Source organism: Kitasatospora sp. CMC57 (assembly GCF_045866025.2).
Classification (GTDB): domain Bacteria; phylum Actinomycetota; class Actinomycetes; order Streptomycetales; family Streptomycetaceae; genus Kitasatospora.
On the sequence record NZ_AP035881.2, the window covers coordinates 3763533 to 3789141 of the forward strand.

Genomic DNA, 25609 nt, shown 5'->3' on the forward strand with positions numbered 1-25609 from the left:
TGCCGTGCGGCAAGCTGCAAACCTCACTCCGGCGAGTGAAGGGTTCCTATATATGCGCGAGTTGGGAGTTCCATTGGAGCGGGATCTTGACGGCCTCGACTGGCGGGACGAAAGCCTCGGCGCGCGGATTCGCGTCGCGCTCTGGCTCAGGGACGAGGTTGGCGTCGGCGGGACGTTCACCAAGCAGCAGGTCCGCGCGGCTGTCTCCGGCACCGAGCAGGTTGACCGGCGGATGCGAGATCTGAGACCAGCGGGCTGGGAGATCCGGAACTACCGTGACAAGCCCAGCCTCAGGCCCGATGAGCTCTTCCTCGAACGGATCGGACGCCCGGTCTGGGAGAAGGAGCACCGGGCCGCAGGTCTTCGGCAGATCAGTGCCAGGACCAGGCGGCAGGTGTACGAGCGGGACGGGCACATGTGTCGGCGCTGCGGAGTGGCAGCTGCGGAGGAGTACCCCGATGAGCCTGGCTCGCACGCTCGGCTCACATTGGGCCATGTCCGACCGCACCGGTCCGGTGGTGCGGCAGGTCCCGAGGATCTGCTGACGGAGTGCGCTCGGTGTAACGAGACGGTGCGGCACCTGACCGGTGTCCAGATGGACCGTGAGCAAGTATGGGACCGGATCGAGCAACTGCCGGGCAAGGACCGTAAGAACCTGCTTGCCTGGATGATGCACGATGCCCGGGAGCAAACCCCGACCGAGCGGGTCTGGGGCATGTACAGGCAGCTGCCGGCCGAGCTGCGGGAGCAACTGAAGCGGGATCTCTACGACCTGCTGCGACGCTGAGCGGGGAGGCTCCTGGCTGATGTCAGCCTTGCCTGGCAGACTGCGGCTCCCGTCTCCGAATCTGCGGGGTGTGTGGTGCTGCGTGAGGGTCCTTTCGCCTTCTGCGACACTTGGACCTTCTGTGTATGAAACTCCTGGAGGAAGTCCGATGGTCCTCAGCGACAAGCAGCCGCTGACCTCGATCGAGATCTGCGCTGGCGCTGGCGGACAGGCAGTCGGGCTCCATGCTGCCGGGTTCCGGCACCTGGCTCTAGTCGAGATCGATCAGCACGCGGTGGAGACGCTGCGGCTGAACGTGCGGGGGCGCCGGGGATGGGGCTGGGAGAAGAAGAACTGCAAGGTCCTGCACATGGACGTCAAGGAGTTCAAAGCCGTCACAGAGCTTCCTGATCTTGAAAGTGGCGAGCTGGACCTGCTGGCCGGAGGGGTGCCTTGCCCGCCCTTCTCGATCGCGGGCAAGCAGCTAGGACAGGACGACGAGCGTGATCTCTTCCCCAAGATGCTCGACCTGGTCGAGGAGATGCGCCCGAAGGCCGTGATGATCGAGAACGTGCGTGGTCTGCTGCAGCCCGAGCACAAGTTCCGTGGTTACCGGGAGCAGATCAAGCAGCGACTGCGTGACGCTGGGTATGTGATCTGTGGGTGGGAGATCCTGGAAGCTGGCGACTTCGGAGTGCCCCAGCTTCGCCCTCGAGCGATCCTCGTGGCGATCCGTAAGGACTACTACCGAGGGTTCGACTGGCCCAAGCCGGCTGCCAACCGAGTCACCGTCGCCAAGGCGTTGGACAAGAGCATGCGCCGCCGGTTCGGAGACGACGAGGCGTCCTACCAGCGCTGGCGCGAGGCAGCCGGGAGGGGGATCGCTCCCACTCTGGTCGGCGGTTCCAAGAAGCACGGCGGTGCTGACCTGGGCCCCAGTCGGGCCAAGGCTGCCTGGAAGGCTCTTGGTGTCGACGGCCTCGGAGTCGCCAACGATGAGCACGAGGCCGATGTTGCACGGGATCTCTACTCCAAGAACAACATCGGACCTAAGCTCACGGTCGGCCAAGCCGCGATCATCCAGGGCTTCCCAGAGGACTGGGAGTTCTACGGGGGTAAGACCGCCCGCTACCGCCAGGTGGGCAACGCCTTCCCGCCGCCTGTTGCGAAGGCCGTCGGTGAGAGCATCGTTGAGGCACTCCGCCGCACAGGCGAGCTACTGCCTGACCCCGACGCGGACTCCGACGATGGCTCACTGCTGACTCTTAGCCTGCTTCCCACTCAGGAGGCTCTGGCGGCGGCCAGCGACCGCGTTTCTGACAACGAGTGCACAGCTGTCGGGTGACTCATGCTCCCAGAACCGCAGCACCATCCAGCCAGCTGCCTTCAGCCGGGCGTCGGTGTCGCGATCGCGGGCGACGTTTCGAGCGACCTTCTCTGACCAGTAGCCAGGGTTAGTCTTCGGCGGGACGTAGTGCTCTGGGCAGCCATGCCAGTAACAGCCGTCCACGAAGACGGCGACCTTCGTTGGGCGGAAGACAACGTCGGCTGTTCGGCGCAGTCCTGGCAAGGGTGGCGTGCAGACCCGGTATCGCAGACCGGCGGAGTGAAGCAGCGAACGCAGTGCCTGCTCTGGTTTGGTGTCGCGGCTGCGGATGGCCTGCATGTTGTTCCGGTTGGCTGCTGACGAAGCCCAGGAGCCTTCAGGCGGTACCCAGTCACTGCTTGGCATTGGCGTCCCCCCACAGCGTCAGTGCTCCTTCAGGCGGCCAGCTCTGGTCATGCTGGATCTTGGGGACTGCCCTCAGGTCGGTGAACGGGATCGCAACCCAGTCTCCGGGGCCAAGTGCGAATCCGTACCGCGCAGCCGTAGTGCGTTGGTCCAGCCACTTGCCGCACAGTAGTAGCAGTCCCTGCTCCTTAGCTCTCTCCCGGATGTTCCGGACCCGGCGTATTGGGTCGTCCTTTCCAGCGCACACCGTCTGGATGACACTGCGCGGGATGATCGTTTTTGGGAGATAGCCGAAGAGCGCCAGCAACCGGACTTGCTGGCCAGGGCGTTCAGCAAGTACTTCATCCGCCTGTCCCACGGTAAGGAGGGACAGTGGATTTACCGGCAGGGTGGTCCAGTCGTAGAGCGGGACACTCCAGTGATCCCGCGCATGGACGGCCAAGCCGCGCTTGCCGTCCTTGTTGCCCTTCCCCCGGTACAGCCACGAGCTGTGGGTCCGGACGAGCCAACTGCGGTGCTGGTTCTTCCGCAACCCGATCTGGGTGCAAATGCACAGCTGGCAGTGGGCTTCACCAGGGATGGCCCAGTTGGATCCGATAGTGGCCTTGAGGTCAAGAGGGACACCCGCGATCCGGATATCCAGCGGCTTGGCCTTCTTCCAGCCAAAGACGCGTTGAGCCTCGTACTCCAGCTTGGCTCCGACTGAGGCTCGCTCACCGGGGTGCACCTTGGGTGACTGCAGGTCGAAGCGGCCAGTCCTGGCACCATCCAGCACGTAGTCAATGGATGACCGGATAGCCTCGGTAAAACCTGAGGCCAAGGGTGTTCCGGCGAGTTCCCGCAAGACAGCTTGGATCTCGTGGTCATCCTCGGGACCACAGAGGATCCGCCCGGGGGAGGGGCAGCTGTCGTTGGCGCAGATATCGCCGAGGTGTTGCAACCGAAGCCTGGCCATTGGGTGTTCGCTCCTTGCCCTCGGTCATCTGCAGCCAAGACTATGCGATCCATGGTCAGCGCCGGGGAAGCTAACAGGGCCTCTGGCAACGGTCCGTCTCCGAGGTCCGCTTGGGCGCCTGACCAACAGATGGTCATATCAGGGGCGCAGGGCGTCCCCGACGGTGGCGATCTCGGTGGCGGTGACGCCGTGGGCATGGAGGTACGCGGGGATGGAGCCGTGCAGGTCGTGGATGCGGGCCAGGGCCGCGCCGAGGTTGTCGCGGTGGACCGGGTGGGCGAACTGTGGGCGGCCGTGCTCGTCGGTGTAGGGCAGGGGGCCCTGGTCGAGGCCGAGGTGGCGGTTGGAGCGCAGGTAGTCGGTCATGATCTCGGCCTCGGAGAGGCCGGCCAGGGACTGGATGACCGCGATGGTGAGGCCGGTGCGGTCCTTGCCGACGGCGCAGTGGATCACGGCGGGGAAGGCGTCCGGCTCGGCCAGGCGACGGATGGTGCCGGCCAGGGCGGGGCCGCCGACCTCGGCCATGAACGGGTAGGCCTCCGCCTGGGTGGCGGGCCAGGTCGGCTTGGAGCCGTCGTTGTCGGGGACCAGCGGGAGGTGGTGAAGCCGGTAGGTGAGGCCGTGGCGTTCGTCGGGCCATACGGCGATCTCGGCGGCGGTGCGCAGGTCGACGACGGTCCGAAGGCCGAGGTCCTTGAGGCGCTGGGCGCCGTCCGGGGTCAGCCGGCTGAGCGAGCCGGAGCGGTACAGCAGGCCGGTCCGGAGACCGCCCACCCCCGCGTCGCGGAAGTTCTGCACGTCGGGCACGGCGAGGAGGGTGGACGTGGCATCGAACTCACGGTCGGTCGTCATGGCCGTCACGGTAGCGTGCGCGGCGCGGGGGGAAGGTCGAATTCCGGCATCCGGGCGAGCAGTTGGTCAGCGGCCGCCGGCCAGGTCCAGGAAGGCGCCGGTCACGTACGAGGCGCCGGGGGAAAGCAGGTAGAGGATGCCCTCGGCGACTTCCTCCGGGCGGCCACCCCGGCCCATCGGGAGCAGCGGTCCGACCCGGTCCACCCGGGCGGGTTCGCCGCCGAGCGCGTGGATGTCGGTGTGGATCAGGCCGGGCCGGACGGCGTTGACCCGGATGCCCTCGGCGGCGACCTCCAGGGCCAGGCCGGTGGTCATGCTGTCCAACGCGCCCTTGGACGCGGCGTAGTCGACGTACTCGTTGGGCGAGCCGAGCCGCGAGGCGGCGGAGGAGACGTTGACGATCGCCCCGCCCCGGCCGCCGTACCTGGTGGACATCCGGCGGACGGCGGCGCCGGCGCAGAGGAACGGGCCGGTGATGTTGGCGGCCCAGATCCGGGCCAGCCGGTCCTCGTCCAGCTCGTCCAAGCGGCCCTGCTTCTCCAGCGTCCCGGCGTTGTTGACCAGGGCGGTGAGCGGGCCGAACTCCTCGTCCACGGTGCGGAACAGGCGCTCGACCTCCGCGCTGCGGCTCACGTCGGCCCGGACCGCGAGGGCGGTGCCGCCCGCCGCCTCGATCCGCTCCACCACTCCGGCCGCCGCGGCCTCGTCGGTGCGGTAGTTGACGCACACCCGGTAGCCGCGTTCGGCGGCGAGCAGGGCGGTGGCGGCGCCGATGCCGCGGCCGCCTCCGGTGACCAGGATCACTTCATCACTCATGGGGCGACCGTAACCGATGGGCCGGAGCGGACGGTTGGGTGCTGCCCCTGGGACCGGGGAGCTCGGCCCGGACGGCGGTGGTGGCGGCGGGCCTGCCGGGGTCAGGCCGAGGCGGCCCGGATGGCGGCGATCTTCGGGGCGCGGCTCACCGGTGAGTCGAGGCTGAAGCCACGGGCATCGCCGAGCTGGTCCCGGACGAAGGTCTCGGTCCGGGCCACCGTCTCGCGCAGGGCGTCGTCGGGCGGTACGAAGAGCTGGTGGACGATCTCGCCCTCCTCGGTGTCGTACTCCCAGATCCCGACGATCCGGCCCCGGTCGACCACCAGGTGGCTCTGCGGGTCGGTCTCACTGCCGAAGCTGCGTCCGCCCTTGGCCGAAGGGGAGGGGCGCTCGGCGTCGGCCGGGTCGAGCAGGCGGGACAGGTCGCGGTGCAGCAGGTGCAGGCCGTCGATCCCGGCGACCAGCGCGTACGACGGGGTGGTGGGGGTGTTGAACTCATCGAACTCCGCCTGGAGTTCGGCCGGGAGCAGCAGGTCGGTGCCGGGCACTTCGACCAGGTCGAGCGGGGTGGTGGCGGCCTTCGCGGTGGCGGCGGTGAAGCCGGTGAACCAGCGGAAGTGCTTGATCGAGGCGGGGGCGGCCCAGGAGAAGTACCGTTCGGCGAGCTCGGTGGCCGAGCCGTGGACCGGCTGGTCCCAGCTGACGTAGCCGTAACGCTGCTGGTCCAGACGGCCGTTGACGGGGACCCGGCGGATCAGCCCCCGGGACTGCAGCAGGCCGAGGGCGATCGGCAGGGTGGTGGTCCGGCCGCGCCTGCGTCCCTGTTCGCCGAGCCCGCGGATCGCGTCACCGACGGCCGCGCGGATCGCCGGTGGCTCCAACGGGTTGGCCTCGGAGAGGACTTGGGAGATGGCGAGGCAGAGTTTCTCGATCTCGTCCCGGCTCACGCCGAGGTGCTTCGCGGCCATCGCCACGTCACTCTCGGGCGTACCGGCCCCGGCCGCCAGGCCGAGCGCGAAGTCGGCTGCCGGGAGCACGTACGTGCAGCCCCGGGCGGACGGCAGCTCGTGCACCTTCAGCGCGGCCACCGCCGCATCGACCGCTGCCCGGTCGAGTCCGGCCCGGGCGAACAGGCCCAGGTACGGGGCCGCACCGCCGACCGAACGGGCCCAGCCGGTGGCCGCCAGCACCTCGGCGGGCGAGGAGCTCCGGTGGCCGCCGTCCAACCACTGTTGGTGCGCCCACCAGGCACGGAGCTTCGCCGTCGGGATCCCGCTGTTCGCCATGGGGCCAGTATCGGCGGGCCCGGCCCCGGGCAGGCGCAGCGCCGTCCGGCGGGTCGGGGTGCGGTGGTCCGCCGTCCGGAAAATGTGTTCGACTTCCGGCCGGTTGAGCCGGAGACTGCGGTGACCACCAGCAGCTCGCCGAGGAGGCGAACACCGTGCACGTCCTGCTCTCCGGCATCGTCGGCTCCACCGCGTACGGGCTCGCGCACGCGGGCTCCGACCTCGACCGGCTCGGCCTGTTCGCGGCACCCACCGAGGAGTTCCACGGCTTGCACCGGCCGTCCGAGTCGCACGTCACCACCTCGCCCGACCGCACCCTGCACGAGGCGGCCAAGTGGTGCCGTCTCGCCCTCGGCGGCAACCCGACCGCATCCGAACTGGTCTGGCTGCCGATGGAGTTGTACGAAGTACGGACGCCACTCGGTGAGGAGCTGATCGCCATCCGCACCAGCTTCCTCAGCGAGCGCGCGGTCAGGAACTCCTATCTCGGTTACGCCACCCAGCAGTTCAGGAAGCTCACCACCCGGGACACCACCGACCCGCTCACCCGCGCCCGGGCCGCCAAGCACGCGCGTCACCTGGTCCGCCTGGTCCGGCAGGGCGTCGCCCTGCACGAGACCGGCCACCTGGAGATCCGGCTCGCTGATCCCGGCGAGGTCCGAGCCCTCGGCGAACGCATCGCCGACCACCCGGACCTCGCGGTCGGACTGCTCGCCGACGCGGAACACCGCTTCGGTCGGCCCGGCGTGCTGCCCGCTACGCCGGACGAGGCGCCAGCCGAAGCCTGGCTCCGCCGGGTCCGGGCCGCGCACCTCGCCACCAGCGCCTGACGGCGGCGCGGCGCGCACGGCAATCTGGTGGCCCGACAGCAGGGGGCACCGGGTAGGATCACGGTGGTAGCGCCCAGGTGTGACGGGGCGCGGGCTGATGGGCCGCTAGCTCAATTGGCAGAGCTGCGGACTTTTAATCCGTAGGTTCAGGGTTCGAGCCCCTGGCGGCCCACATCATCGAGAGCCAGGTCAGAGACCCACTGACCTGGCTCTTTCGACGTTGTCTCCCTGCTCACCCTCACGCGGCGTCAGACCGGCCACTGCCATCCCGGGCCCTTGGCCTTGGCGGGCCTCGCCGTTCCTCAGCTGCCACCCGCCCTCCAGGAGGCATTCGGCAGTGCTCGCGGATCAGGGTCCGGCGGTTAACTGGCTTACCGCTGACCGCCGTAGGCGTTCCAGGTCTGCAGCGGGAACTGCACTCCGCCGTAGAAGCCGTTCCCGTTGTTGATGCTCCAGTGGCCGTCGCTCTTGATCGCGACGCCGCACTCGTCCCCGTCAGCAGCGACGACTCCGCTGCCGCCGCCGTCGTCCTCACCGGACAGGGAACACTGACCGCACTCTGCGCTCTCTTGAGAACGTGTGGGTCACCGCCCAACCGCTCGGCGAGACCGCCACGAACAACACCGCCGGGCTCAGCGCTCAGGAGACGACGGTCATTCGACTCCTCGCGCAGGGACGCACCGCGAGGCGATCGCCAAGCGGCTCGCGGTGTCACCGAGGACCGCGCGCCGCCAGGTCACGGACCTGATGGAACGCCTGGGGGCCCGCAGCTGCTTCGAGTACGGCGTACGGGCCGTGCCGCGCGGATGGCTGCCCACCGGACAGTGAGCGTGGGCGTCGACCGGACGGCGGGAAGGCGCCACGGAGTGTCCGGGACGCCTGTTGGAGCTGTTCGGGGACAGCGCGGGGGCGGTGCGATCACGCTTGACCTGCACGAACGTGGACGGTCCTACGGGGCACCCCGCCGCCGTGGGTGCGGCGGCGGGGTGCACGGTTCGCCGTCCTGCCGGCGAGCGGCCTGCGCACGGACGAGTGGTTTCAGCCTCGCCTTCCCTGCGCAATCCGCTCCCCGTGGGAAGACCCGCGGGCGTCGGTCACTTGGCCACGAAGGCCAGGAGCGCCTCGGTGACTTCCTGGGCGTGGGTCCACAGCAGCCCGTGGGGCGCGCCGTCGATGACGACGTAGTCGGCCCCCGGCAGTGCCTGGTGGAACAGGGCGCCGGTGGACTCGATGGGCAGGATGCGATCGGCGGTGCCGTGCAGGATCAGCGCCGGGACGTCGATCTTGGCCACGTCGGCCCGGAAGTCGGTCGACCAGGTCGCCACGCAGGCCAGGGAGGCGTACGCGGAGGCTCCCGCGGCGACGTTCCAGCTGTTGCGGACGGCTTCCTCGCTGATGCGGGTGCCGAGGTTCTCGTCGAGGTTGTAGAAGTTCTCGTAGAACGCGGTGAAGTAGGCGTAGCGATCGGCGGTGACGGCCGCTTCGATGTTCTTGAAGACGGCGCCGTCGACGCCGCCGGGGTTGTCGTCGGTCTGGAGGAGGAAGGGCTCGAGGGAGGCGAGGAAGGCGGCCTTGGCGATCCGGGCGGATCCGTAGGTGCCCAGGTAGCGGCCGACCTCGCCGGTGCCCATGGAGAAGCCGACCAGGACGACGTCGTTGAGGTCGAGGGTCTCCAGGACCGTGTTCAGGTCGGCGGCGAAGGTGTCGTAGTCGTAGCCGATGGTGGGCTGGCTGGAGCGGCCGAAACCGCGCCGGTCGTACGTGATCACGCGGTAGCCGGCCGACAGGAGAGCGGCGGACTGCTTTTCCCAGGAGTGGCCGTCGAGCGGGTAGCCGTGGATCAGTACGACCGGCTGCCCGGTGCCGTGGTCCTCGTAGTACAGCTCGATGTCGGTCGAGTTCTCCTGGCCGACGGTGATGAACGCCATGGTGTTACTGCCTTTCATGAGACATGCGGTGGGTGGTGAAGGGCCCGGCTGGGGCTCCGGAGTTCTCCGAGGCCGTGATGGGTGGCCCGGTGGCTCAGCTGACCGCGCGGGCCGCGCGCTCCACGATGCGGGAGACGGCGTCGGGATGGGACACCGACACGGCGTGCGACGCGTCGATGACCGTGGTCTGCGCCCCGGCCCGGGCCGACATGTAACGCTGGGCGGCCACCGGGATGTTGAGGTCCTCGGTGGTCACCAGGGACCAGGAGGGGATGGTCTTCCAGGCGGCCTTCGTCGACTTCTCCTCCAGCGCGGCGGCGGCGATCGGACGCTGTCCTGCTGCCATGAGCCTGGCCTTGTCCGCCGGCACGTCCGCGGCGAACTGGCCGCGGAACTTGTCCGCCTTGATGTACACGTCCGCGCCCTGACTGCCGTCGGGCAGCGTGTAGTTGACGGACTCGATCGCCTGGCCGAGGGTGCTGCCGGGGAACTTGTTCGTCAGCCCGAGCGAGCTCTCGCCGGTGTCGGGCAGGAACGCGGCGATGTAGACCAGCGCCTTCACCTTGCCCTCCAGGCCCGCGGCGGCCTGGCTGATGACGGTTCCGCCGTACGAGTGACCGGCCAGGACCACGGGCCCGTTGATGTGGTCGAGGACGCTGCGCAGGTAGGCGGCATCGGTCGCCGGACCACGCAGCGGGTTGGCGGCGGAGACCACGGGGTAGCCCGCACGCTGCAGCCGCGTGACGACACCGTCCCAGCTCGCGGCGTCGGCGAACGCCCCGTGCTCCAGCACGATCGTCGGCCGTTCCGGGCGGAGCGGCGCCGCACCGGCCGCACCGGGCAGGGTGACGGCGGCCACGGACAGCCCGACGGCCGCGGTGACACCGAGCAGGGCGGATCGGCGGCTGAAAAGGGTGGTGCGCATGCGTGAGTGTCCTTTTTTCTTGGCCGTCGGCCCTGACCGGGCCGGCGAAACGGGGTGGTGCGTTCGGGAGACGGAGCACCGAGTCGCTCTGTCGACAACTGAGTGGGTGTGTGGGTGACGCGCCGCAGCGGCTGTCCGGCTACGGCTCACCCGGGCCTGGAGCACCACCGACCCCGGCCGCCGGGGTGGCGTGTCCTGCGTCCTGTTCCACGACGGCGGGACCGGCTCGGTTCACCCCGAGAACGGTGCTGTTCGTTCGGGCTTCGCACGGGCGGCACCGGTCCGCGCTCAGGCCGTGGAGTCCAGCACCTCGTAGACCTTCCTCAGGTAGTCGTGGGTGCGCTCCGAGCCGAGAAGACCGTCGCCCAGCCGGTTCATCGTGTACGAGAACGTGACGCGCCGGTCGAGGTCCATCACGACGATCGATCCGCCCCGGCCAACCCAGAAGCAGGCCCTCCCGGCGGGCAGGTGCGGCATCGTCCGCGCGTCGGCGAGCGCGAAGCCGACGCCCCAGCGCACGGGGACACCCAGGAAGAGGTCGACTCCGTCGGACTGCACGTCGAAGACCTTGTCCACGGTGTCCGGGGAGAGCAGCCGGCGGCCGTCCACCCCCTGGCCGCGTCGCGAGATCACGGAGAGGGCCCGGGCCATGCCCCGCGCGGTGCCGTGTCCGTTGACCGCTCCGAGTTCGGCGCGGCGCCACTGCGGGGTGTCGACGTGCTCGTCCCGGGCGGGGCTGCCGAGCAGCGTCTTGAGGAAGATCCCCTCGGGGTCCAGCCCGACGGGTATCCCGGAGAGCTGCGACGGGGCCACCAGTTCGGCGATGCGCGGCCAGTCGGCCTGCCGCGCACCGATCTGGACGTCGGCTCCTGACGGCTCGGCGATCTCGGTGGCGACGAACTCGGTCAGGGTCCGGCCGCTGACCCGCCGGACGAGCTCTCCTACCAGCTGCCCCTGCGTCTGCACGTGGTAGCCCGAGGCGCTGCCCGGCTCCCACCATGGCGCCTGCGCGGCCAGCCGGGCGCTCGCGGTCTGCCAGTCGTACAGGTCGTCCACGGTGAAGGGCTGCTGCCAGCCCGAGAGTCCCGAGGTGTGGGCCAGGACGTGCCGCACCTCGATGTCCTGCTTGCCCCGGGCGGCGAATTCGGGCCAGTAGTGGGCGACCGGCCGGTGCAGGTCGAGTGCGCCCCGGTCGACGAGGACGAGGGCCGCCAGACTGCTGAGGGTCTTGCTGGTCGACCACAGGTTGACCAGTGTGTCCTGCCGCCACGGAACGGTCCGCGCCGCGTCGGTGTGCCCACCCCACAGGTCGACCTCCATGACGCCGTCGACGTCGACGGCGATCGACGCCCCCAGCTCCTCGCCGGACTCCAGGTGCGCTGCCAGCGCCGCTCGTACCGGTTCGAACCGGGCGGTGCTCGTTCCTTCGACGGTGACCATGACTTTTTCCCCACTCGTGACGACGACCGTTCGGTCACACCACGGCAGGGACGGCACGACGGTTCACCCCGGTCGGGTGGCGACGGTGAGCGGCCCCTACGGCCCGGCACCGGGCGTGGAGCCACCCGGCGCCGCCTGCGAGGTCATCGCGCCGAAGGGCTCCTGATAATGTCCAGACCGGTATGCGGGTAGCGGACGACGGCGTCCTCGCCGCTCCGGTCAGCCGCACCGGCCGCCCCCATCTCGGCGGACACCTCACCGCGACGAAGGTCGCGCGGATGTCCCGATGGGCCGGCGCCCGGTCTCCGTCACTGCGGGAGCGGTCGCGCACATGTCCGCAGGCCATGGTCATGGGTGTGCCCCCGATGGTGGCGCCGTCGAGCGGGATTCCGGGTGGATGCGATGACAGCTGTGGGGCAGGGCCTCGACTTCGGGCTGCTGGGTCCGCTGGTGGTGCGGAGAGCGGGCGCGGAACTCGATCCGGGCCGGCGCAGGCAGCGGCTGCTGCTGATCCGCCTGCTGCTCGCCGGCGGCCGGGCGGTCGCGCCCCAGACGCTGTGCGAGGAACTGTGGCCGGAGCAGCCCGGACGGACCCCGGGCGGAGCGCTCAACTCCCTGCACGCCCACGTCAGCAAGCTGCGCGCGGTCCTGGAACCTCAGCACCTGCGTCGGGACGGCGCCTTCGAACTGCTGGTCACCGAGCCATTGGGCTACGCCCTGCGGGTGCCACCCGAGAGCCGTGACACCGTACGTTTCGAGCGGTCCCTCGCCCAGGCGCGGCTGCTCATGGACCAGGGCAGGCCCGAACGCGTTGTCGAACAGGCCGGCCAGGCGCTGGAGTTGTGGCGCGGCACCGCGTTCGCCGACGCGGCGCACCACCTGTTCGCCACCCATGAGACAGCGCGCCTGGAAGAACTGCGGCAGACCGCACGCGAGATCCGCACCAGCGCGCTGCTGATGCAAGGGCGGATCGCCGAAGCCCTGGACGCGGCACAGGAGTTGACCACGACGCATCCGCTGCGGGAAACCGGTTGGGCCCTGTTGCTGCGTGCGCTGTACCTCGCCGGCCGGCACCCCGAAGCGCTCCAGCGCTACGCCGAACTGCGCCGACTCCTCGCCGAGGAGCTCGGCCTCGAACCCGGGCCGCCGCTGCGCGCCCTGCACCAGGGCATCCTCCAGCACGACCTGCCGCCCCTTCACCCGGCCGGTGCTGCGCCGAACGGAGCCGGGGCGGCCTCCATCCCCGACACGGGCACCGAGCCGGTCGGGTCGACCCCGACCGAGGAGGAGGCCACACCGCCACCCCTGGTGCGACCGGCTCAACTGCCCGGCAGCCTCCCGGTGTTCGCGGGACGGGCCGCCGAGGGCGCATGGCTGTCGGCCGTGAGCGGCGCACCGGACCGGCCCGGACCGACGACTGCCTCCGTCGTCGTCATCAGCGGTACCCCCGGTGTCGGCAAGACCACCTTCGCCGTCCACCACGCGCACCGCATCGCCTCGTCCTTCCCCGACGGACAGCTCTTCGTCAACCTGTGCGGATTCCATCCCCACGCACCCGCCGTGGACCCCGGCACCGCTCTGCACGGCTTCCTCACCGCCCTCGGCGTTCCCGCGCAGCGCATCCCGGAGGACACCCCGGCCCGCAGCACGCTCTTCCGCAGCCTCCTCGCCGACCGGCGGATCCTCCTGGTCCTGGACAACGCCCGGGACGAGCAGCAGGTACGCCCCCTGCTCCCGGCGGGAGCGGGCTGCCTCACCCTGATCACGAGCCGGAGCCAGCTCCCCGGCCTGATCGCCGGCGACGGCGCCAAACCCCTCACGCTTTCGCTGCCCTCACCGACCGAGGCCCACCAAGCCCTCGAACGGCGTCTGGGTAGCGAGAGGCTGGCCGCCGAGCCCACCGCCACGGCCGAGATCATCCGCCTGTGCGGACGGCTCCCGCTGGCCATGGCCGTGGTCGCCGCCCGCGCCGAACTCGACCCGTCCTTCCCCCTGCAGGCCATCGTCGACGACCTGCAGCAGAGCCACGGCGACCTCGACGCGTTCGCCGGCTTCGACAGCAGCACCGACGTGCGCGCCGTCTTCTCCTGGTCCTACCGGTCCCTGGACGAGCACGCGGCCATGCTCTTCCGCTTGCTGGCCCTGCACCCCGGCCCCCACATCACGGCCCCCGCCGCCGCCGGCCTCGTCGGCCTCCCCCTGGCCCAGACCCGCCGCGCACTCGCCGCCCTGACCGGCGCCTGCCTCGTGGAACAGCCACTGTCCGGCCGCTACGGCCTGCACGACCTTCTCCGCAGTTACGCCGGCGAACTCACCCAGATCCACGACCCCGCCCAGGAACGCCACCTCGCCACCCTGCGGGTCCTGGACCACTACATGTTCACCGCCTACGAGGCCAACCAACTCCTCAAACAGGACACGACGGCCGAACTCGACCTCGGCGCGCCCCGCCCGGGCGTCACCCTGGAGAGGTTCACCGGCGCCAAGCACGCGACCCGGTGGTTCACCGCCGAGCACCGGGTACTGACCGGCCTGCTCCACGCCGCCGTGAGCCAGGAGCTCGACCACCACACCACCGGGCTGGCCTGGTCGCTCAAGGAACACCTCCAGCGGCAGGAGTTCTGGCCCGAAGCCATCACCGCGCTGACACCCGCCCTCGACGTGGCCCGGCGCCAGGGCAACCGGCTCGAAGAGGGCCGTTGCCTGCGCCACCTCGGCAGCATCCACGGCTATCTCGGCCACGAGGAAGAGGCCGTGCAGCACCTGCGACGCGCCACCACGATCTTCGAGCAGCTCGGTGCGACCGGCGAACAGGCGCGGGCCCACTACGTCATGGCGTGCGCGCTGTTCCTCTCCGGCCGGATCCAGCAGGCCGTGACGTTCTCCGAGCGGGGCCTGGAGCTGTCCCGGGAGACCGGTGAGGAGTTGTGGCTGGCCGAGTGCCTCCTCGAACTGGCCTGGTTCCAGGCGAACCTGGGGCAGCTGGAGAAGAGCCTTCAGTACAGCGAGGAGGGCATCGCCCTGTTCCAGCGCCTGGACGCGCCGTGGCAGCTCGCCCAGGGGTGGGACATCGTGGGCCACACCCTCCGCGCGCTCGGCCGCTACGAGGAGTCGGTGGCCACCTACCAGCGGGCGACGCGGGCGTTCGAGGAACTGGGCGACCACCGGAACGCCATCGGCACACTGATGCGACTCGGGGACACCCGGCTGGCCCAGGGCGACCGGGAGGGCGCACGGGCAGACTGGGTCACGGCCCTCGCGAACGCCGACGAGCGAGCCATGCGGCACAGCGCCCAGCAGGTCCGCGACCGGCTCACCGCCCTGGACATGAATGCGGACCCCACGCCGACCGTCCCGGAGCGGGCTGCCGGAAGCCATCGCCTACCCGTTCCGCGCAGTGGTGGTCCTGCGCACTAGCCCTCCGAAGGTCTGTCCCTGTGCTGTGAACGTCCGGAACAGGGCGGCGGTTCACCCCGCGTCGTGCCGACGGCGCCCCGGCCCGCACCGACGCACGACAAGAAGACGACAAGGTTCGGCCAAGGGTCCCCCACGAGTGTTGAGCCACTCCACCGCGCAGGCGGGAGAGCAGGCCACGGAACACTTGAACAGGCGGGCACCACCCATGATCGGGACCATCGAAGCGGCCACCACCACCCTCGCTCCGCCTCGGGCGCACACCCGGCACGCCGTACCGGACGCCGACGGCGATGCCTTCGTCCGAGACGTCTACGACCGGTACGGGCCGCTGCTCGTCCGGTACGCCGCCCGGCTGCTCGACGGCGACTGGCACAAGGCGGAGGACATCCTCCAGGAGACCGCGGCCCGCGCCTGGAAGCACGGCCGCTTCCTGGACACCCGCGGCGACCACCTCCGGCCGTGGCTGTACACCGTGACGAGGAACCTGGTCATCGACCACCACCGGGCCCGGCGGAACCGGCCGCTGGAACTCATGGCGGTCGAGGACCTGGACACGTCCTGGGACAGCACGGAATCCACGATCACCACCCATGCGGTGCTGAAGGCCCTGCGGGAACTGAACGAGCAGCAGCGAGCCGTCATCCATCTCATGTACTACCTGGAGTGCAGCGTGGCCCAGGCGGCCGAGCACCTCGGCGTCCCGCCCGGCACCGTGAAGAGCCGCGCCTTCTACGCCGTGCGGGCCCTGCGCAGGGCGCTGGAGAGAGAGGGTGTGCTCGCGGCGTAGCCCAGGCGCGGCGGCGGAACCGGAGCTGCCGAGAGCGGACGGCCTCACGAAAGGCGCGAGATCTGGACCAGGTCGGCCAGGCGGTCGTACGCCTCGGCGTCGAAGCGGCCCGCCTGGGGTTCGAGGACGGTGGCGGCGGAGAGGGCGACGGCCTGGCGCAGCCGGTCCGGCCAGGGGGTGTCGTGGAGCAGGCCGACGGCGAGGGCGGCGACCGCCGCGTCCCCGGCGCCGGTGGGGTTGCCGGGGACCCGGTCGGGTGGGGTGGCGTGCCAAGTGCCTTCGGGGGTGCAGGAGATCAGGCCGTCGGGACCGAGGGAGGCGGCGACGGCCAGGGCGCCGAGGGTGCGCAGCCGGTGGGCGCCTTCGAGTGGATCCCCGGTGCCGGTGGCGGCCGCGAGTTCGTGCTGGTTGGGCTTGACCAGGGCGGGGCCGGCGGCCAGGCCGTGCAGCAGGGCGGGGCCCTCGGCGTCGAGCAGGACCGGGATCTGCCGGGCGCGGGCCAGTTCGCCGAGGGTGCGGTAGGCGTCCGGCGGCAGTCCGGCGGGGAGGCTGCCGGAGAGCACCACCACGCCGGTCCCACGCAGCAGTGACCGGTAGTGGGCCAGGAACGCCTGCCACTCGGTCGGGGTGACGGTGGGGCCGGGTTCGAGGTAGCTGGTGGCGTCGCCGGCCCGCTGCTCCACCACGGCCACCGTGCGACGGGTCTCGCCGGTCACGGTGACCAGCCGGGCGGGCAGTCCGGCGGTGGCCAGTTCGGCGGTCACGGCCTGGCCGGTCGTACCGCCCACCAGACCGGTGACCAGAGTGTCGTGCCCGAGGGCGGCCAGCGTGCGGGCGACGTTCACGCCCTTGCCGCCCGCCTGGGCGCTGACTTCGCGGACCCGGTTGCTGCCGAACCGCCGCATCTCCTCCAGGTGGTAGGTGACGTCCAGGGCCAGGTTGAGGGTGACGGTCAGGATCGTCCGACTGGGCACGCGGCAGCTCCTCATGCTCGAATGTGCTTGATTTATAGCGTTGGCGAGCACAAATACGCAATCCAAGTCTTCTTCGGTGGTCCGGTCGAGAACGCCCCGCCACGATCGACGTGGAGGTAGGAACTGGATGCGGCCCGCACTCTGCGAGGAGGCACTGCGGCTCGGCCGGGCGGCCGAACAGCGGGGCCTGAACTGTGGGGCCTGAACTGTGGGGCAACGGAACAGCCGCGGTGGCGGCCCGGTTCAGCGCAGCAGGCGGCGTTCCTTGGCGGCGGCGACCGCGCCCGAGCGGGTGTCCACGCCGAGCTTGTCGTAGATCCGGCCGAGGTGGGTCTTCACGGTGGCCTCGCTGATGAAGAGGGCCCGGGCGATCTCGCGGTTGCCGAGCCCCTGGGCCAGCTGGGCGAGGATCTCCTGTTCGCGGTCGGTGAGTTGGGGCGCCGGGGTGCGGAGTTGGGCCATCACCCGGGAGGCGACCGGTGGGGAGAGGGTGGTGCGGCCCTCGGCGGCCGCGTGGATGGCGGTGAACAGCTCCTCCGGGCGTTCGGCCTTGAGCAGGTAGCCGGTCGCACCGGCGGCGATCGCCCGGTTGATGTCGGCGTCGGTGTCGTAGGTGGTGAGCACCAGCACGTACGGTGCGCCGGGCCGTCCTGCGATCCGGCGGGTGGCCTCCACGCCGTCGATGCCGTCGCCGAGTTGGAGGTCCATCAGGACCACCTGCGGCCGCAGTTTGGCGGCCAGCGCGACCGCCTCCTCGCCGCTGCCGGCGGCGCCGACCACCTCGATGTCGTCGGCGCTGCCGAGCAGTGCCAGCAGTCCGGCCCGGACCACGGCGTGGTCGTCACAGACCAGCAGGCGGACGGGGGTCGGGGCGGTCACACTGCCTCCAGCGGAATGGCGGCGGTGACCACGGTGCCCTCGCCGGGGGTGGATTCGACGGTCAGCGTGCCGCCCAACTGCCGGACCCTGGCCCGCATCGCGGGCAGCCCGTGGCCCCGGCCCTCGGAGCCGTCGAGGCTGCCGAACCCCCGTCCGTCGTCGCCGATGTCCAGCACCACCTGGTCACCCAGGTAGGACAGGGTGAGCGCGGCGGTCCTGGCGTCCGCGTGCTCGCGGACGTTGGCCAGGGCGCCCTGGGCGATCCGCAGCAGCGCGCTCTGGACGGCGTCCGGCAGCGGCACCGGGGTGCCGTCCAGATGGCACCGGACGGTCAGTCCGCTCTCGGCGGTCTCCCGTCCGGCCAGAGTACGGAGGGCCTGGTCGAGCCCGGCCCCGTCCGCCAGGTCGGCCGGGGCGAGGTCGCGGACGAAGCGGCGGGCCTCGGCCAGGTTGCGGGCGGCGATCGCGGCCGCGGTGTGCACGTGGGACCTGGCGGTGGCGGGGTCGCCGTCCCAGGTGCGGTCGGCCGCCTGGAGCAGCATCTGCTGACTGGAGAGGCCCTGGGCCAGCGTGTCGTGGATCTCGATGGCGAGCCGCTGACGCTCCGCCAGGGTGCCTTCGCGCCGTTCGGTGGCGGCCAGTTCGCTCCGGGTGGAGACCAGGTCCTCGATCAGGGCGCGCTGCCGTTCGGCCTGTCGTTGCATCTGCAGGAAGACCACGGTGGCGAGTCCGGCCACGGCGGGCGGGGCGATCAGCCCGACCGGGTCGAGGCCGGTGAGCTTCTCCTCGGAGTACACCACCAGCGCGGTCAGGCCGGCCACCAGCGGGATCGCGGCCCGGGCCGGCAGGGTGCGCAGTGCGGTGTAGATCAGCGGCACCGCGCACCAGGCGAAGCTCGGCGCCAGCAGCACCAGCACCGCCCAGAGCGCGGCCACCACCGCCAGCCGGACCACCTCCACCGGGCGCGAGCCGCCGCGCAGCCGGGACCAGGAGCCGCCGCGCGGCCAGGGCAGTTCGGGTAGTTGGGCCAGCGCCAGCGCCAGGCTCAGTCCGATCACCCAGCCCGCCCGGTCGCTCTCGCCGTGCCGCAGCAGGTACCGCAGCAGTGAGGCGCCGAGCAGCAGCAGGAACGCGGCGTACATCACCACGGTGAGACGGCCGGTGCCCGGGTCCCTCGTGCTGCTGCCCGACACGGCCGCTCCTCCTGGCTCCGGGTCCGCTGTCCGTTTCGTACCCATCCTCGCCCGGCCCGCCGTCCGCTGCATCAACCGATCGGCTGACCCGGCGCGCCGTGCCCCGGGCGTCCGGCCGGCGTCGGCCACGATGGGGGCATGCCTCAGATGACCGAACCCCAGTGGCGCGCCTTCCTGTCGGCCGGGACCCGCACCGGCAAGCTCGCCACCACCCGGGCCGACGGCAGCCCGCACGTGGCCCCGGTCTGGTTCCTGCTGGACGGAGACGATCTGGTGCTCAACACCGGCGCCGACACGGTCAAGGGTCGCAACCTGGCCCGGGACGGCCGGGCGATGCTCTGCGTGGACGACGACCGGCCGCCGTTCGACTTCGTGCTGGTCCGGGGCAAGGCCACGCTCAGCGAGGACCTGGCCGAGGTGCGGCACTGGGCGGGCCGGATCGCGGCCCGCTACATGGGTGAGGACCGGGCCGAGGAGTACGGCGCCCGCAACGGGGTGCCCGGCGAGCTGCTGGTCCGGATCCGGATCCAGAAGGTGACCGCGGTCGGTGCGGTGGCCGACTGACCGGTCCGTCGGTACGGGGCGTCACCCGCTGATCGGTACGCTCCGGCTCACGGGCGACTACCCGGGCATGGGCTGAGGCGGTGTGCTGCTCGGCAACGGCACCCGCCCCGGGGACGTGCACCGGGACGGGCCGGCACTGACCGAGGCGGAGACCTTCTTCACCGGTCCGGCGCGCCGGCCACCAGCAACTCCCGGGCGTCGCCCGGGACGCGGTCGCGGTCGCGGCTCCGGCCGAACAGCCCGGCCAGCAGCGCCAGTCCGGCCGCCGCACCGACGCACTGGGCCAGCACGAAGGCCGGTACCGAGCCCGGGGCGATGCCGGTGTAGCTGTCGCTCAGGGCGCGGCCGACGGTGAGCGCCGGGTTGGCGAAGCTGCCGGAGGAGGTACCCCAGCAGGCGGCGCCGATCCAGCCGGCCACGGCGACCGGCGCCCAGCCGCCGTGACCGGCCCTGAGCAGGCCGAACACCAGCAGGACCAGCACCCCGGTGGCCACCGCCTCGGCCAGCCAGAGATGCCCTGCCGAGCGTTGCCGGCCGGAGAGTTCGAGGACCGGCCGCTCGAACATGGTGTTGGCCAGCGCAGCCCCGGCCACCGCGCCGAGCAGCTGGGCGGTGACGTAACCGCCCAGCTCACGCAGCGTCAGCCCGGCGCCGCCGCGACGCTCCGTCCACCAGGCGGCGGCCGAGACCAGCGGGTTGAGGTGCGCACCGGAGACCGGCGCGAGCAGCGCGATCAGCACCGCCAGTGCCAGCACCGAGGCGAGCACGTTGGCCAGGAACCGCATCCCGCCGTCCGGGCTCAGCGCGGCGGACCGGATGCCGGAGCCGATCAGCACGGCGGTCAGCAGGGCGGTGCCGACGGCCTCGGCGGCCAGCCGCCGGGGCAGGGAGGGGGTCATCATGCCGCCATCGTCGCCAGCGCTCCCGGGGCCGGACAATTGGCCGGTACACCCAAGGTCGGGCCGCTGCCGGGCCTCCCGCTCGGAGACTCGTACGGCGTGCGCCCGGCGCGGGCTTGACCCTCACGCGACGTGAGGCGGCAGAGTCGGGTCAGCAAGGAGGGAGCAACCCGATGAGCAAGGACCTCTCGGTGGGTCAGGTCGCCGCGATCGCCAAGGTGACGGTACGGACCCTGCACCACTACGACGAGATCGGACTGCTGTCACCCGGCGGCCGGACCCCGGCGGGCTACCGCCGCTACCGGGACACCGACCTGGACCGGCTGCAGCAGATCCTGTTCTACCGCGAACTCGGCTTCTCCCTCGAGGAGATCGCGGCCATCCTGGACGACGGCACGGTCAGCCCGACCGAGCACCTGCGCAGGCAGCGCGACCTGCTGCACGCGCGGATCGACCGTCTTCGGGAACTGGCCGCGGCGGTCGAACACGCCATGGAGGCGAGCAGGATGGGCATTCAGCTGACCCCGGAAGAGAAGTTCGAGGTCTTCGGTGCGGACTACCAGGAGCGCTGGGAGACCGAGGCCGAGCAGCGGTACGGCGGCTCCGACGCCTGGCAGCAGTCCAGTCGCAGGACCGCCCGCTACAGCAAGTCCGACTGGGAGCGGATCAAGGCCGAGGGCGACGCCCTGAACGCCCGCTGCGCCGCCGCCCTGGCCGCCGGTGTCGCCCCGGCGAGCGCCGAGGGCATGGCACTGGCGGAGGAGCACCGGCGGCAGATCACCGACAACTACTACGACTGCGGGTACGAGATGCACCGCTGCCTGGGCGACATGTACCTCGCCGACGAGCGGTTCACCGCCACGTACGAGCGGGTCGCGCCGGGCCTGGCGCAGTGGCTGCGCAACGCCATCGTGGCGAACGCGGAGGCGCACCAGGCCGGTTGATCAGGCCACCCCGCGTCCGAAGGCCCGGCGGTACGCCGTCGGGGAGGTCCGCATGGTGCGCCCGAAGTGGTGCCGGAAGGTGGCGGCCGACTCGAAGCCGACCGCCGCCGCGATCTCCTCCACGGTGCCGTCGGGGGACTCCAGCAGCGGGAGGCTGGCGGCGATGCGCTGGGTGATCACCCAGCGCATCGGGCTGGTGCCGGTGCGGGTGGTGAAGTGCCGCAGGTACGAGCGGTCGGACATCCGGGCCGCGGCGGCGAGTTGGGTGAGGGTGAGCGGTGCGGACAGGTGGTCCAGCGCCCACTGCATGGAGCGGCCGATGCCGTCGTTCCCCTCCTCGACCGGGCGGACGGCGGCCTCGATGAACTGGGCCTGGCCGCCCGCCCGGTGCGGCGGGACGACGAAGCGGCGGGCCACCGTGTTGGCGACCCTGGCGCCGTGGTCGCTGCGGACCAGGTGCAGGCAGAGGTCGATGCCCGCCGCGCTGCCCGCGCTGGTCAGCACCGAGCCCTGGTCGACGTACAGCACGTCAGGGTTGACCTTGACCAACGGGTAGCGCTGCTGGAGCAGTTCGGCGTACCGCCAGTGGGTGGTGGCCTCCTTGCCGTCCAGCAGACCGGCGGCGGCGAGGGCGAACGCGCCGGAGCAGATGGAGACGATCCGGGCGCCGCGCTCGTGCGCGGTCCGCAGCGCGGCGACCAGGTCGGGGGAGACCTCGCCGCCGAAGGTGTTCGGGACGGCGACCACGATCACGGTGTCGGCCGCGGCCAGTTCGTCCAGGCCGTGGTGGGCGGTGATCGAGAAGCCGCCGACCGCGTTCAGCGGGGTGCCCGGCCGGTCGGCGCAGACCTTCAGGCCGTACCACGGGGCGGCCAGCAGACCGGTCAGCTCGGGCCTGGCCAGCGCGAACATCTCGACCACCACACCGAGTTCGAACGGCGCCATGCCGTCGAAGGCGTACACCGCGATGGTGTGCACCGGCTCGGGGCGGGGCCCGATGCTCACGGCGACGGGTTGGGCGGGCGGCTTGGCGGCCATCGGGTGCTCCTGGACGGACCGGCGGGATCTTGGCGAGTGTAGCCGTGGACGCCACTCCCGGCGGCCGCTGCCCGGATCACAGGACGGAGCCGTCAACCGGCGAGCACAACCGATCGACCGGATACCGGACATGACCACTCGCGCCGCCACCTCGCCCGTGACGGCGATCCCGCAGTCCGTCCCGAGGAGCGCCACCCCGGCCGACCTCGGCCTGCTCTGAAGAGGCCCCGACCTGAACGAAGTGACGCCGAAGGGCCGGGCCCGAAGCTAGAACGCAAGAGCGGGGACCCGGCCCTTCGGCGCTGCCGGTTCGTCAGCCGGTCAGGCGGGCCATCCAGGCCTCGACCTCGTCGGCCTGGCGGGGGAGGGCGGCCGAGAGGTTCTCGTTGCCGTCGGCGGTGACGAGGATGTCGTCCTCGATCCGGACGCCGATGCCGCGGTACTCCTCGGGGACGGTGAGGTCGTCCTGCTGGAAGTACAGGCCGGGCTCGACGGTGAGGCACATGCCGGGCTCCAGCAGCGCGTCGACGTAGTCCTCGCGGCGGGCCTGCGCACAGTCGTGCACGTCGAGGCCGAGCATGTGGCCGGTGCCGTGCAGGGTCCAGCGGCGCTGCAGGCCGAGTTCGAGCACCTTCTCGACGTCGTGGACCGAGGCGTCGAGCAGGCCCCAGGCGAGCAGGCGCTCGGCCAGCACGCGCTGCGAGGCGTCGTGGAAGTCGCGGAACCTGCCGCCCGGCTTCACGGCGGAGATGCCCGCCTCCTGGGCGTCGTAGACGGCTTCGTAGATCTTGCGCTGGAGCGCGTTGAAGCGGCCGTTGATCGGCAGGGTGCGGGTGACGTCGGCGGTGTAGAGGGTGTGCGTCTCGACGCCCGCGTCCAGCAGCAGCAGCTCGCCCGGGCGGACGTCGCCGTCGTTGCGGACCCAGTGCAGGGTGGTGGCGTGCGGGCCGGCGGCGCAGATCGAGCCGTAGCCGATGTCGTTGCCCTCGACCCGGGCGCGGCGCCAGAAGGTGCCCTCGATCCAGCGCTCGGAGGTGGCCACGGCCTGGCCCAACTCCCGTACCACGTCGGTGAATCCGTTGACGGTGGCGTCGCAGGCCGCGCGCAGTTGGGTGATCTCCCAGTCGTCCTTGACCAGGCGCAGGCCGCTGAGGAAGGTCTTGAGCTCCTCGTCCTTCTCCTCGTCCAGCACCTCGGCCAGCGCGGCCTCCAGGCCGGCGTCGTACTTGCGCACGATCCGGGTCGGGGCGGCGGGCGCGTCCCGCAGCTCGTCGGCGGCCTTGCGGACGTCCCGGCAGGGGAGGCCGAGCAGCTGCTCGGCCTCGGTCAGGCTGTGCCGGCGGCCGACCCAGAGCTCGCCGTTGCCGTCAAGCCAGAACTCGCCGTTCTCGCGGTTGGACCGCGGCAGCAGGTAGAGGCTGAACTCGTGCCCGCCGTCGACCGGCTCGGCCACCAGTACGGCGTCCTCGGTCTGGTCACCGGTCAGGTGGACGTACTCGCTGGCGGCGCGGAAGGAGTACTCGGTGTCATTGGCCCGGGTGCGCAGGTTGCCCGCCGGGATCACCAGGCGCTCGCCGGGGAAGGCGGCGGAGAGCCTGGCCCGCCGCTCGGCCGCGTACGGGGCCTGGTCGACCGGCGCCAGTCCGCGCAGCTCGGTGTCGGCCCAGCCGGACTTCATCGAGGTGGCCAGCTCGTCGGAGACCTCTCCGTACAGGCCGTTCTTGCGGCCCTTGACGGGCTGCTCATCGGCCTGGTCACCGGCTGCGGTGCCTTCGGGGTTCTCGGCTGCCGCCGGGCTGCGGTCCTCGGTCACGTACGTCGCCTCCTTGCGAGTGGTACCGCCCCGGACGCATCGGATCGCGACGCGCGTGGGCGGCCGTGGCACCCATGGTACGGACCTCCGCCCGAACGGTTGATCGGCCCCGAGCGGCTCGGGCGCACTCAGTCGAACCGGGCCGCCAGCAGCACCAGGTCGTCCGAGCCGTCGGCGGTGGCCGGGGCGGCGGCGAGCAGGTGGCCGAGCAGCCGGTCCGGGTCCTGCCTGAGCTCGCGCGGGGCGTCCGCGGCGGCCCGGCGCAGGGTGTTCTGCCCGGCGTGCAGGGTGGGGCCGCAGCGGCGGGCCAGGCCCTCGGTGTAGAGCACCAGCAGGTCGCCGGCCTCGGCGTCGAGCTCCACGCCCGGTGCCTCCCAGCAGCTGAGCATGCCGAGCGGGGCGGAGAGCGAGGTCTCGACGAAATTGGCGCCGTACCGGGTGACCAGGATCGGCGGGCAGTGCCCGGCGCCGGCCAGCGTGATCCGGCGCTCCTCGGGCTGCACCCAGGCGTAGAGCGCGGTGGCCGAGCGGTTCGGTTCGGTGGTCTTGAGCAGCAGCTCCAGGTCGCCGAGCACCGAGACCGGGTCCTCGCCCTCCAGCACCGCGTACGCCCGCAGCGCGGCCCGCACCCTGCCCATCGCGGCGGCCGCGCCGGGGGCGGAGGACGGGCCTGCCCCCGGACCGTCGCCGGAGACGCTGCCGACAGTCAGCCCGAAGGTGCCGTCGGGCAGCGCGATCGCGTCGTACCAGTCGCTGCCGGCCGAGCGCTCCAGTGCGGCCGGGACGCAGCGGGCGGCCAGCCGCAGGCCGGGGGAGACCGGCAGCCGGTCGGGCAGCAGGCCCCGGCGGAGCGCCTCGGCCTGCTGTTCGGCCCGGTCCGAGACGAGCTGCTTGGCCAGCAGCGGGGCGGCGAACTCGCAGTACCTGTGCACCAGCAGCCGACGGCCCGGGTCGGGCTCGGCGGGCTCGTCGTAGAACCAGACGGCGGCGCCGAGCGGCCCGTCCCGGTCGGTGCCGAGCGGTACGGCGTAGCAGGCACCCAGGCCGAGCTGCTCGGCCACCTCGCGGAACCTCGGCCCGGCGGCCGGGTCGGTGGCCAGGTCGGTGATCAGCAGCGGGCCGGGCTCGGCGGGGTGGCTGAGCAGCCCCGAGAACGGACCGTGCTCGGCCGGGACGGTCTCCAGTGCCCCGAGCTCGGACCGGTCCAGGTTGAGACCGACCGGGCGGCCGGCGCCCCGGGCGGTGGTGGTGATCAGCCCCCGGCGGGCACCGAGCAGCGCCGCGCCGGAGGCCAGCACGGCCGCCAGGGTCTCGGGCAGACCACGGGCCTGGACGAGCAGTTCGGTGTGCTCCTGCAGGACGGTGAGGTCGGACAGCTGCCCGGCCAGCCGGTCCTGGAGGCCGGCCGTCTCGCTGACGGCCAGGAACCCGAGGTCCGGCAGCACGGTGGCGGTCGCCGTCAGAGGCTTGGCGTCGGTCATGTCCCAACTCCCCACACAGTGGTATGTGTCACGCAGAACCACCAGGACCGCCCAAAAACGATTCCTTAGTCACTACTCGGCATTAATCCA

At 71.5% G+C, this 25609-nt stretch carries 22 protein-coding genes, 1 tRNA gene and 2 pseudogenes; 9 read left to right on the top strand and 16 right to left on the bottom strand.

Annotated features, from left to right (window positions below; translation table 11 throughout):
* The first annotated feature begins 52 nt into the window (after positions 1-52).
* The gene (locus ACKUU6_RS16685; protein ID WP_407989346.1) at positions 53-787 is read left to right on the top strand and encodes an HNH endonuclease; all 735 of its coding nucleotides are present in this window, start codon (positions 53-55) and stop codon (positions 785-787) included.
* A 148-nt stretch (positions 788-935) separates the two neighbouring features.
* Entirely contained in the window at positions 936-2111 is a 1176-nt protein-coding gene (locus tag ACKUU6_RS16690; protein ID WP_407989347.1) for a DNA cytosine methyltransferase, read from the top strand.
* Here ACKUU6_RS16690 and ACKUU6_RS16695 read toward each other — a convergent pair.
* The 5 genes from ACKUU6_RS16695 to ACKUU6_RS16715 all read right to left on the bottom strand — a co-directional run bounded on the left by ACKUU6_RS16695 (position 2019) and on the right by ACKUU6_RS16715 (position 6407).
* Positions 2019-2498, bottom strand: a complete 480-nt coding sequence (locus ACKUU6_RS16695; protein WP_407989348.1) for a very short patch repair endonuclease — start codon at positions 2496-2498, stop codon at positions 2019-2021. The two genes, ACKUU6_RS16690 and ACKUU6_RS16695, sit on opposite strands and share 93 nt — an antisense overlap.
* Positions 2485-3453: a NaeI family type II restriction endonuclease gene (locus ACKUU6_RS16700; protein WP_407989349.1), complete on the bottom strand. Its 969-nt coding sequence runs from the start codon at positions 3451-3453 to the stop codon at positions 2485-2487. Before ACKUU6_RS16700 ends, ACKUU6_RS16695 begins: the two co-directional genes overlap by 14 nt.
* Positions 3454-3591: 138 nt before the next feature.
* On the bottom strand, positions 3592-4305 hold the full coding sequence (locus tag ACKUU6_RS16705; RefSeq protein ID WP_407989350.1) for a tyrosine-protein phosphatase: 714 nt from the start codon (positions 4303-4305) through the stop codon (positions 3592-3594).
* A 66-nt stretch (positions 4306-4371) separates the two neighbouring features.
* Positions 4372-5121, bottom strand: a complete 750-nt coding sequence (locus ACKUU6_RS16710; RefSeq protein WP_407989351.1) for an SDR family oxidoreductase — start codon at positions 5119-5121, stop codon at positions 4372-4374.
* 101 nt (positions 5122-5222) lie between these two features.
* Positions 5223-6407, bottom strand: a complete 1185-nt coding sequence (locus ACKUU6_RS16715; RefSeq protein WP_407989352.1) for a DNA glycosylase AlkZ-like family protein — start codon at positions 6405-6407, stop codon at positions 5223-5225.
* 149 nt (positions 6408-6556) lie between these two features.
* Between ACKUU6_RS16715 and ACKUU6_RS16720 the strand changes: the two are divergent.
* A pseudogene (locus ACKUU6_RS16720) lies at positions 6557-7237 on the top strand (DNA polymerase beta superfamily protein); the annotation flags it as partial.
* A 99-nt stretch (positions 7238-7336) separates the two neighbouring features.
* Positions 7337-7409: transfer RNA gene (locus ACKUU6_RS16725), tRNA-Lys, on the top strand.
* Between the two features lie 199 nt (positions 7410-7608).
* Here ACKUU6_RS16725 and ACKUU6_RS16730 read toward each other — a convergent pair.
* The 4 genes from ACKUU6_RS16730 to ACKUU6_RS16745 all read right to left on the bottom strand — a co-directional run bounded on the left by ACKUU6_RS16730 (position 7609) and on the right by ACKUU6_RS16745 (position 11530).
* Entirely contained in the window at positions 7609-7779 is a 171-nt protein-coding gene (locus tag ACKUU6_RS16730) for a transglycosylase family protein (protein ID WP_407992147.1), read from the bottom strand.
* A 552-nt stretch (positions 7780-8331) separates the two neighbouring features.
* On the bottom strand, positions 8332-9165 hold the full coding sequence (locus ACKUU6_RS16735) for an alpha/beta fold hydrolase (protein WP_407992148.1): 834 nt from the start codon (positions 9163-9165) through the stop codon (positions 8332-8334).
* Between the two features lie 94 nt (positions 9166-9259).
* Positions 9260-10090 carry an alpha/beta fold hydrolase gene (locus ACKUU6_RS16740; RefSeq protein WP_407989353.1) on the bottom strand — a complete coding sequence of 277 codons (831 nt, stop codon included), beginning with the start codon at positions 10088-10090 and terminating at the stop codon, positions 9260-9262.
* 288 nt (positions 10091-10378) lie between these two features.
* Positions 10379-11530, bottom strand: coding sequence for a serine hydrolase domain-containing protein (locus ACKUU6_RS16745; protein WP_407989354.1), 1152 nt, complete (start codon positions 11528-11530; stop codon positions 10379-10381).
* A gap of 402 nt (positions 11531-11932) precedes the next feature.
* Between ACKUU6_RS16745 and ACKUU6_RS16750 the strand changes: the two genes are divergently transcribed.
* Positions 11933-14947, top strand: coding sequence for an AfsR/SARP family transcriptional regulator (locus ACKUU6_RS16750; RefSeq protein ID WP_407989355.1), 3015 nt, complete (start codon positions 11933-11935; stop codon positions 14945-14947).
* A gap of 205 nt (positions 14948-15152) precedes the next feature.
* Positions 15153-15734, top strand: coding sequence for a sigma-70 family RNA polymerase sigma factor (locus tag ACKUU6_RS16755; RefSeq protein ID WP_407989356.1), 582 nt, complete (start codon positions 15153-15155; stop codon positions 15732-15734).
* A 44-nt stretch (positions 15735-15778) separates the two neighbouring features.
* Here the strand turns inward: ACKUU6_RS16755 and ACKUU6_RS16760 are convergent, their stop codons facing one another.
* The 3 genes from ACKUU6_RS16760 to ACKUU6_RS16770 form a co-directional block, all read right to left on the bottom strand.
* Positions 15779-16708: a 1-phosphofructokinase family hexose kinase gene (locus tag ACKUU6_RS16760; protein ID WP_407989357.1), complete on the bottom strand. Its 930-nt coding sequence runs from the start codon at positions 16706-16708 to the stop codon at positions 15779-15781.
* Positions 16709-16951: 243 nt separating this feature from the next.
* Positions 16952-17587 carry a response regulator gene (locus ACKUU6_RS16765; RefSeq protein WP_407989358.1) on the bottom strand — a complete coding sequence of 212 codons (636 nt, stop codon included), beginning with the start codon at positions 17585-17587 and terminating at the stop codon, positions 16952-16954.
* Entirely contained in the window at positions 17584-18825 is a 1242-nt protein-coding gene (locus ACKUU6_RS16770; RefSeq protein WP_407989359.1) for a sensor histidine kinase, read from the bottom strand. The genes ACKUU6_RS16765 and ACKUU6_RS16770 overlap by 4 nt, the downstream gene beginning before the upstream one ends.
* A 93-nt stretch (positions 18826-18918) precedes the next feature.
* Between ACKUU6_RS16770 and ACKUU6_RS16775 the strand changes: the two genes are divergently transcribed.
* Both ACKUU6_RS16775 and ACKUU6_RS16780 read left to right on the top strand, forming a co-directional pair.
* Complete coding sequence (locus tag ACKUU6_RS16775) at positions 18919-19344, top strand: PPOX class F420-dependent oxidoreductase (protein WP_407989360.1); 426 nt, start codon at positions 18919-18921, stop codon at positions 19342-19344.
* 25 nt (positions 19345-19369) lie between these two features.
* Positions 19370-19525, top strand: a pseudogene (locus ACKUU6_RS16780) (flavodoxin); the annotation flags it as partial.
* Here ACKUU6_RS16780 and ACKUU6_RS16785 read toward each other — a convergent pair.
* Positions 19503-20246 (bottom strand): aquaporin, encoded by a 744-nt coding sequence (locus ACKUU6_RS16785; protein ID WP_407989361.1) that lies wholly within the window; start codon positions 20244-20246, stop codon positions 19503-19505. The pseudogene ACKUU6_RS16780 and the gene ACKUU6_RS16785 overlap by 23 nt on opposite strands.
* Positions 20247-20416: 170 nt before the next feature.
* Here ACKUU6_RS16785 and ACKUU6_RS16790 point away from each other — a divergent pair, with 170 nt between their 5' ends.
* Positions 20417-21187 (top strand): MerR family transcriptional regulator, encoded by a 771-nt coding sequence (locus tag ACKUU6_RS16790; protein WP_407989362.1) that lies wholly within the window; start codon positions 20417-20419, stop codon positions 21185-21187.
* On the opposite strand, the gene ACKUU6_RS16795 is transcribed toward ACKUU6_RS16790, so the two are convergent.
* From ACKUU6_RS16795 to ACKUU6_RS16805, 3 genes are all read right to left on the bottom strand, one after another.
* Complete coding sequence (locus tag ACKUU6_RS16795) at positions 21188-22225, bottom strand: helix-turn-helix domain-containing protein (RefSeq protein WP_407989363.1); 1038 nt, start codon at positions 22223-22225, stop codon at positions 21188-21190.
* A gap of 313 nt (positions 22226-22538) precedes the next feature.
* Positions 22539-24038 (bottom strand): aminopeptidase P family protein, encoded by a 1500-nt coding sequence (locus ACKUU6_RS16800; RefSeq protein ID WP_407989364.1) that lies wholly within the window; start codon positions 24036-24038, stop codon positions 22539-22541.
* Positions 24039-24166: 128 nt separating this feature from the next.
* The gene (locus ACKUU6_RS16805) at positions 24167-25519 is read right to left on the bottom strand and encodes a PP2C family protein-serine/threonine phosphatase (protein ID WP_407989365.1); all 1353 of its coding nucleotides are present in this window, start codon (positions 25517-25519) and stop codon (positions 24167-24169) included.
* Positions 25520-25609: the final 90 nt, after the last annotated feature.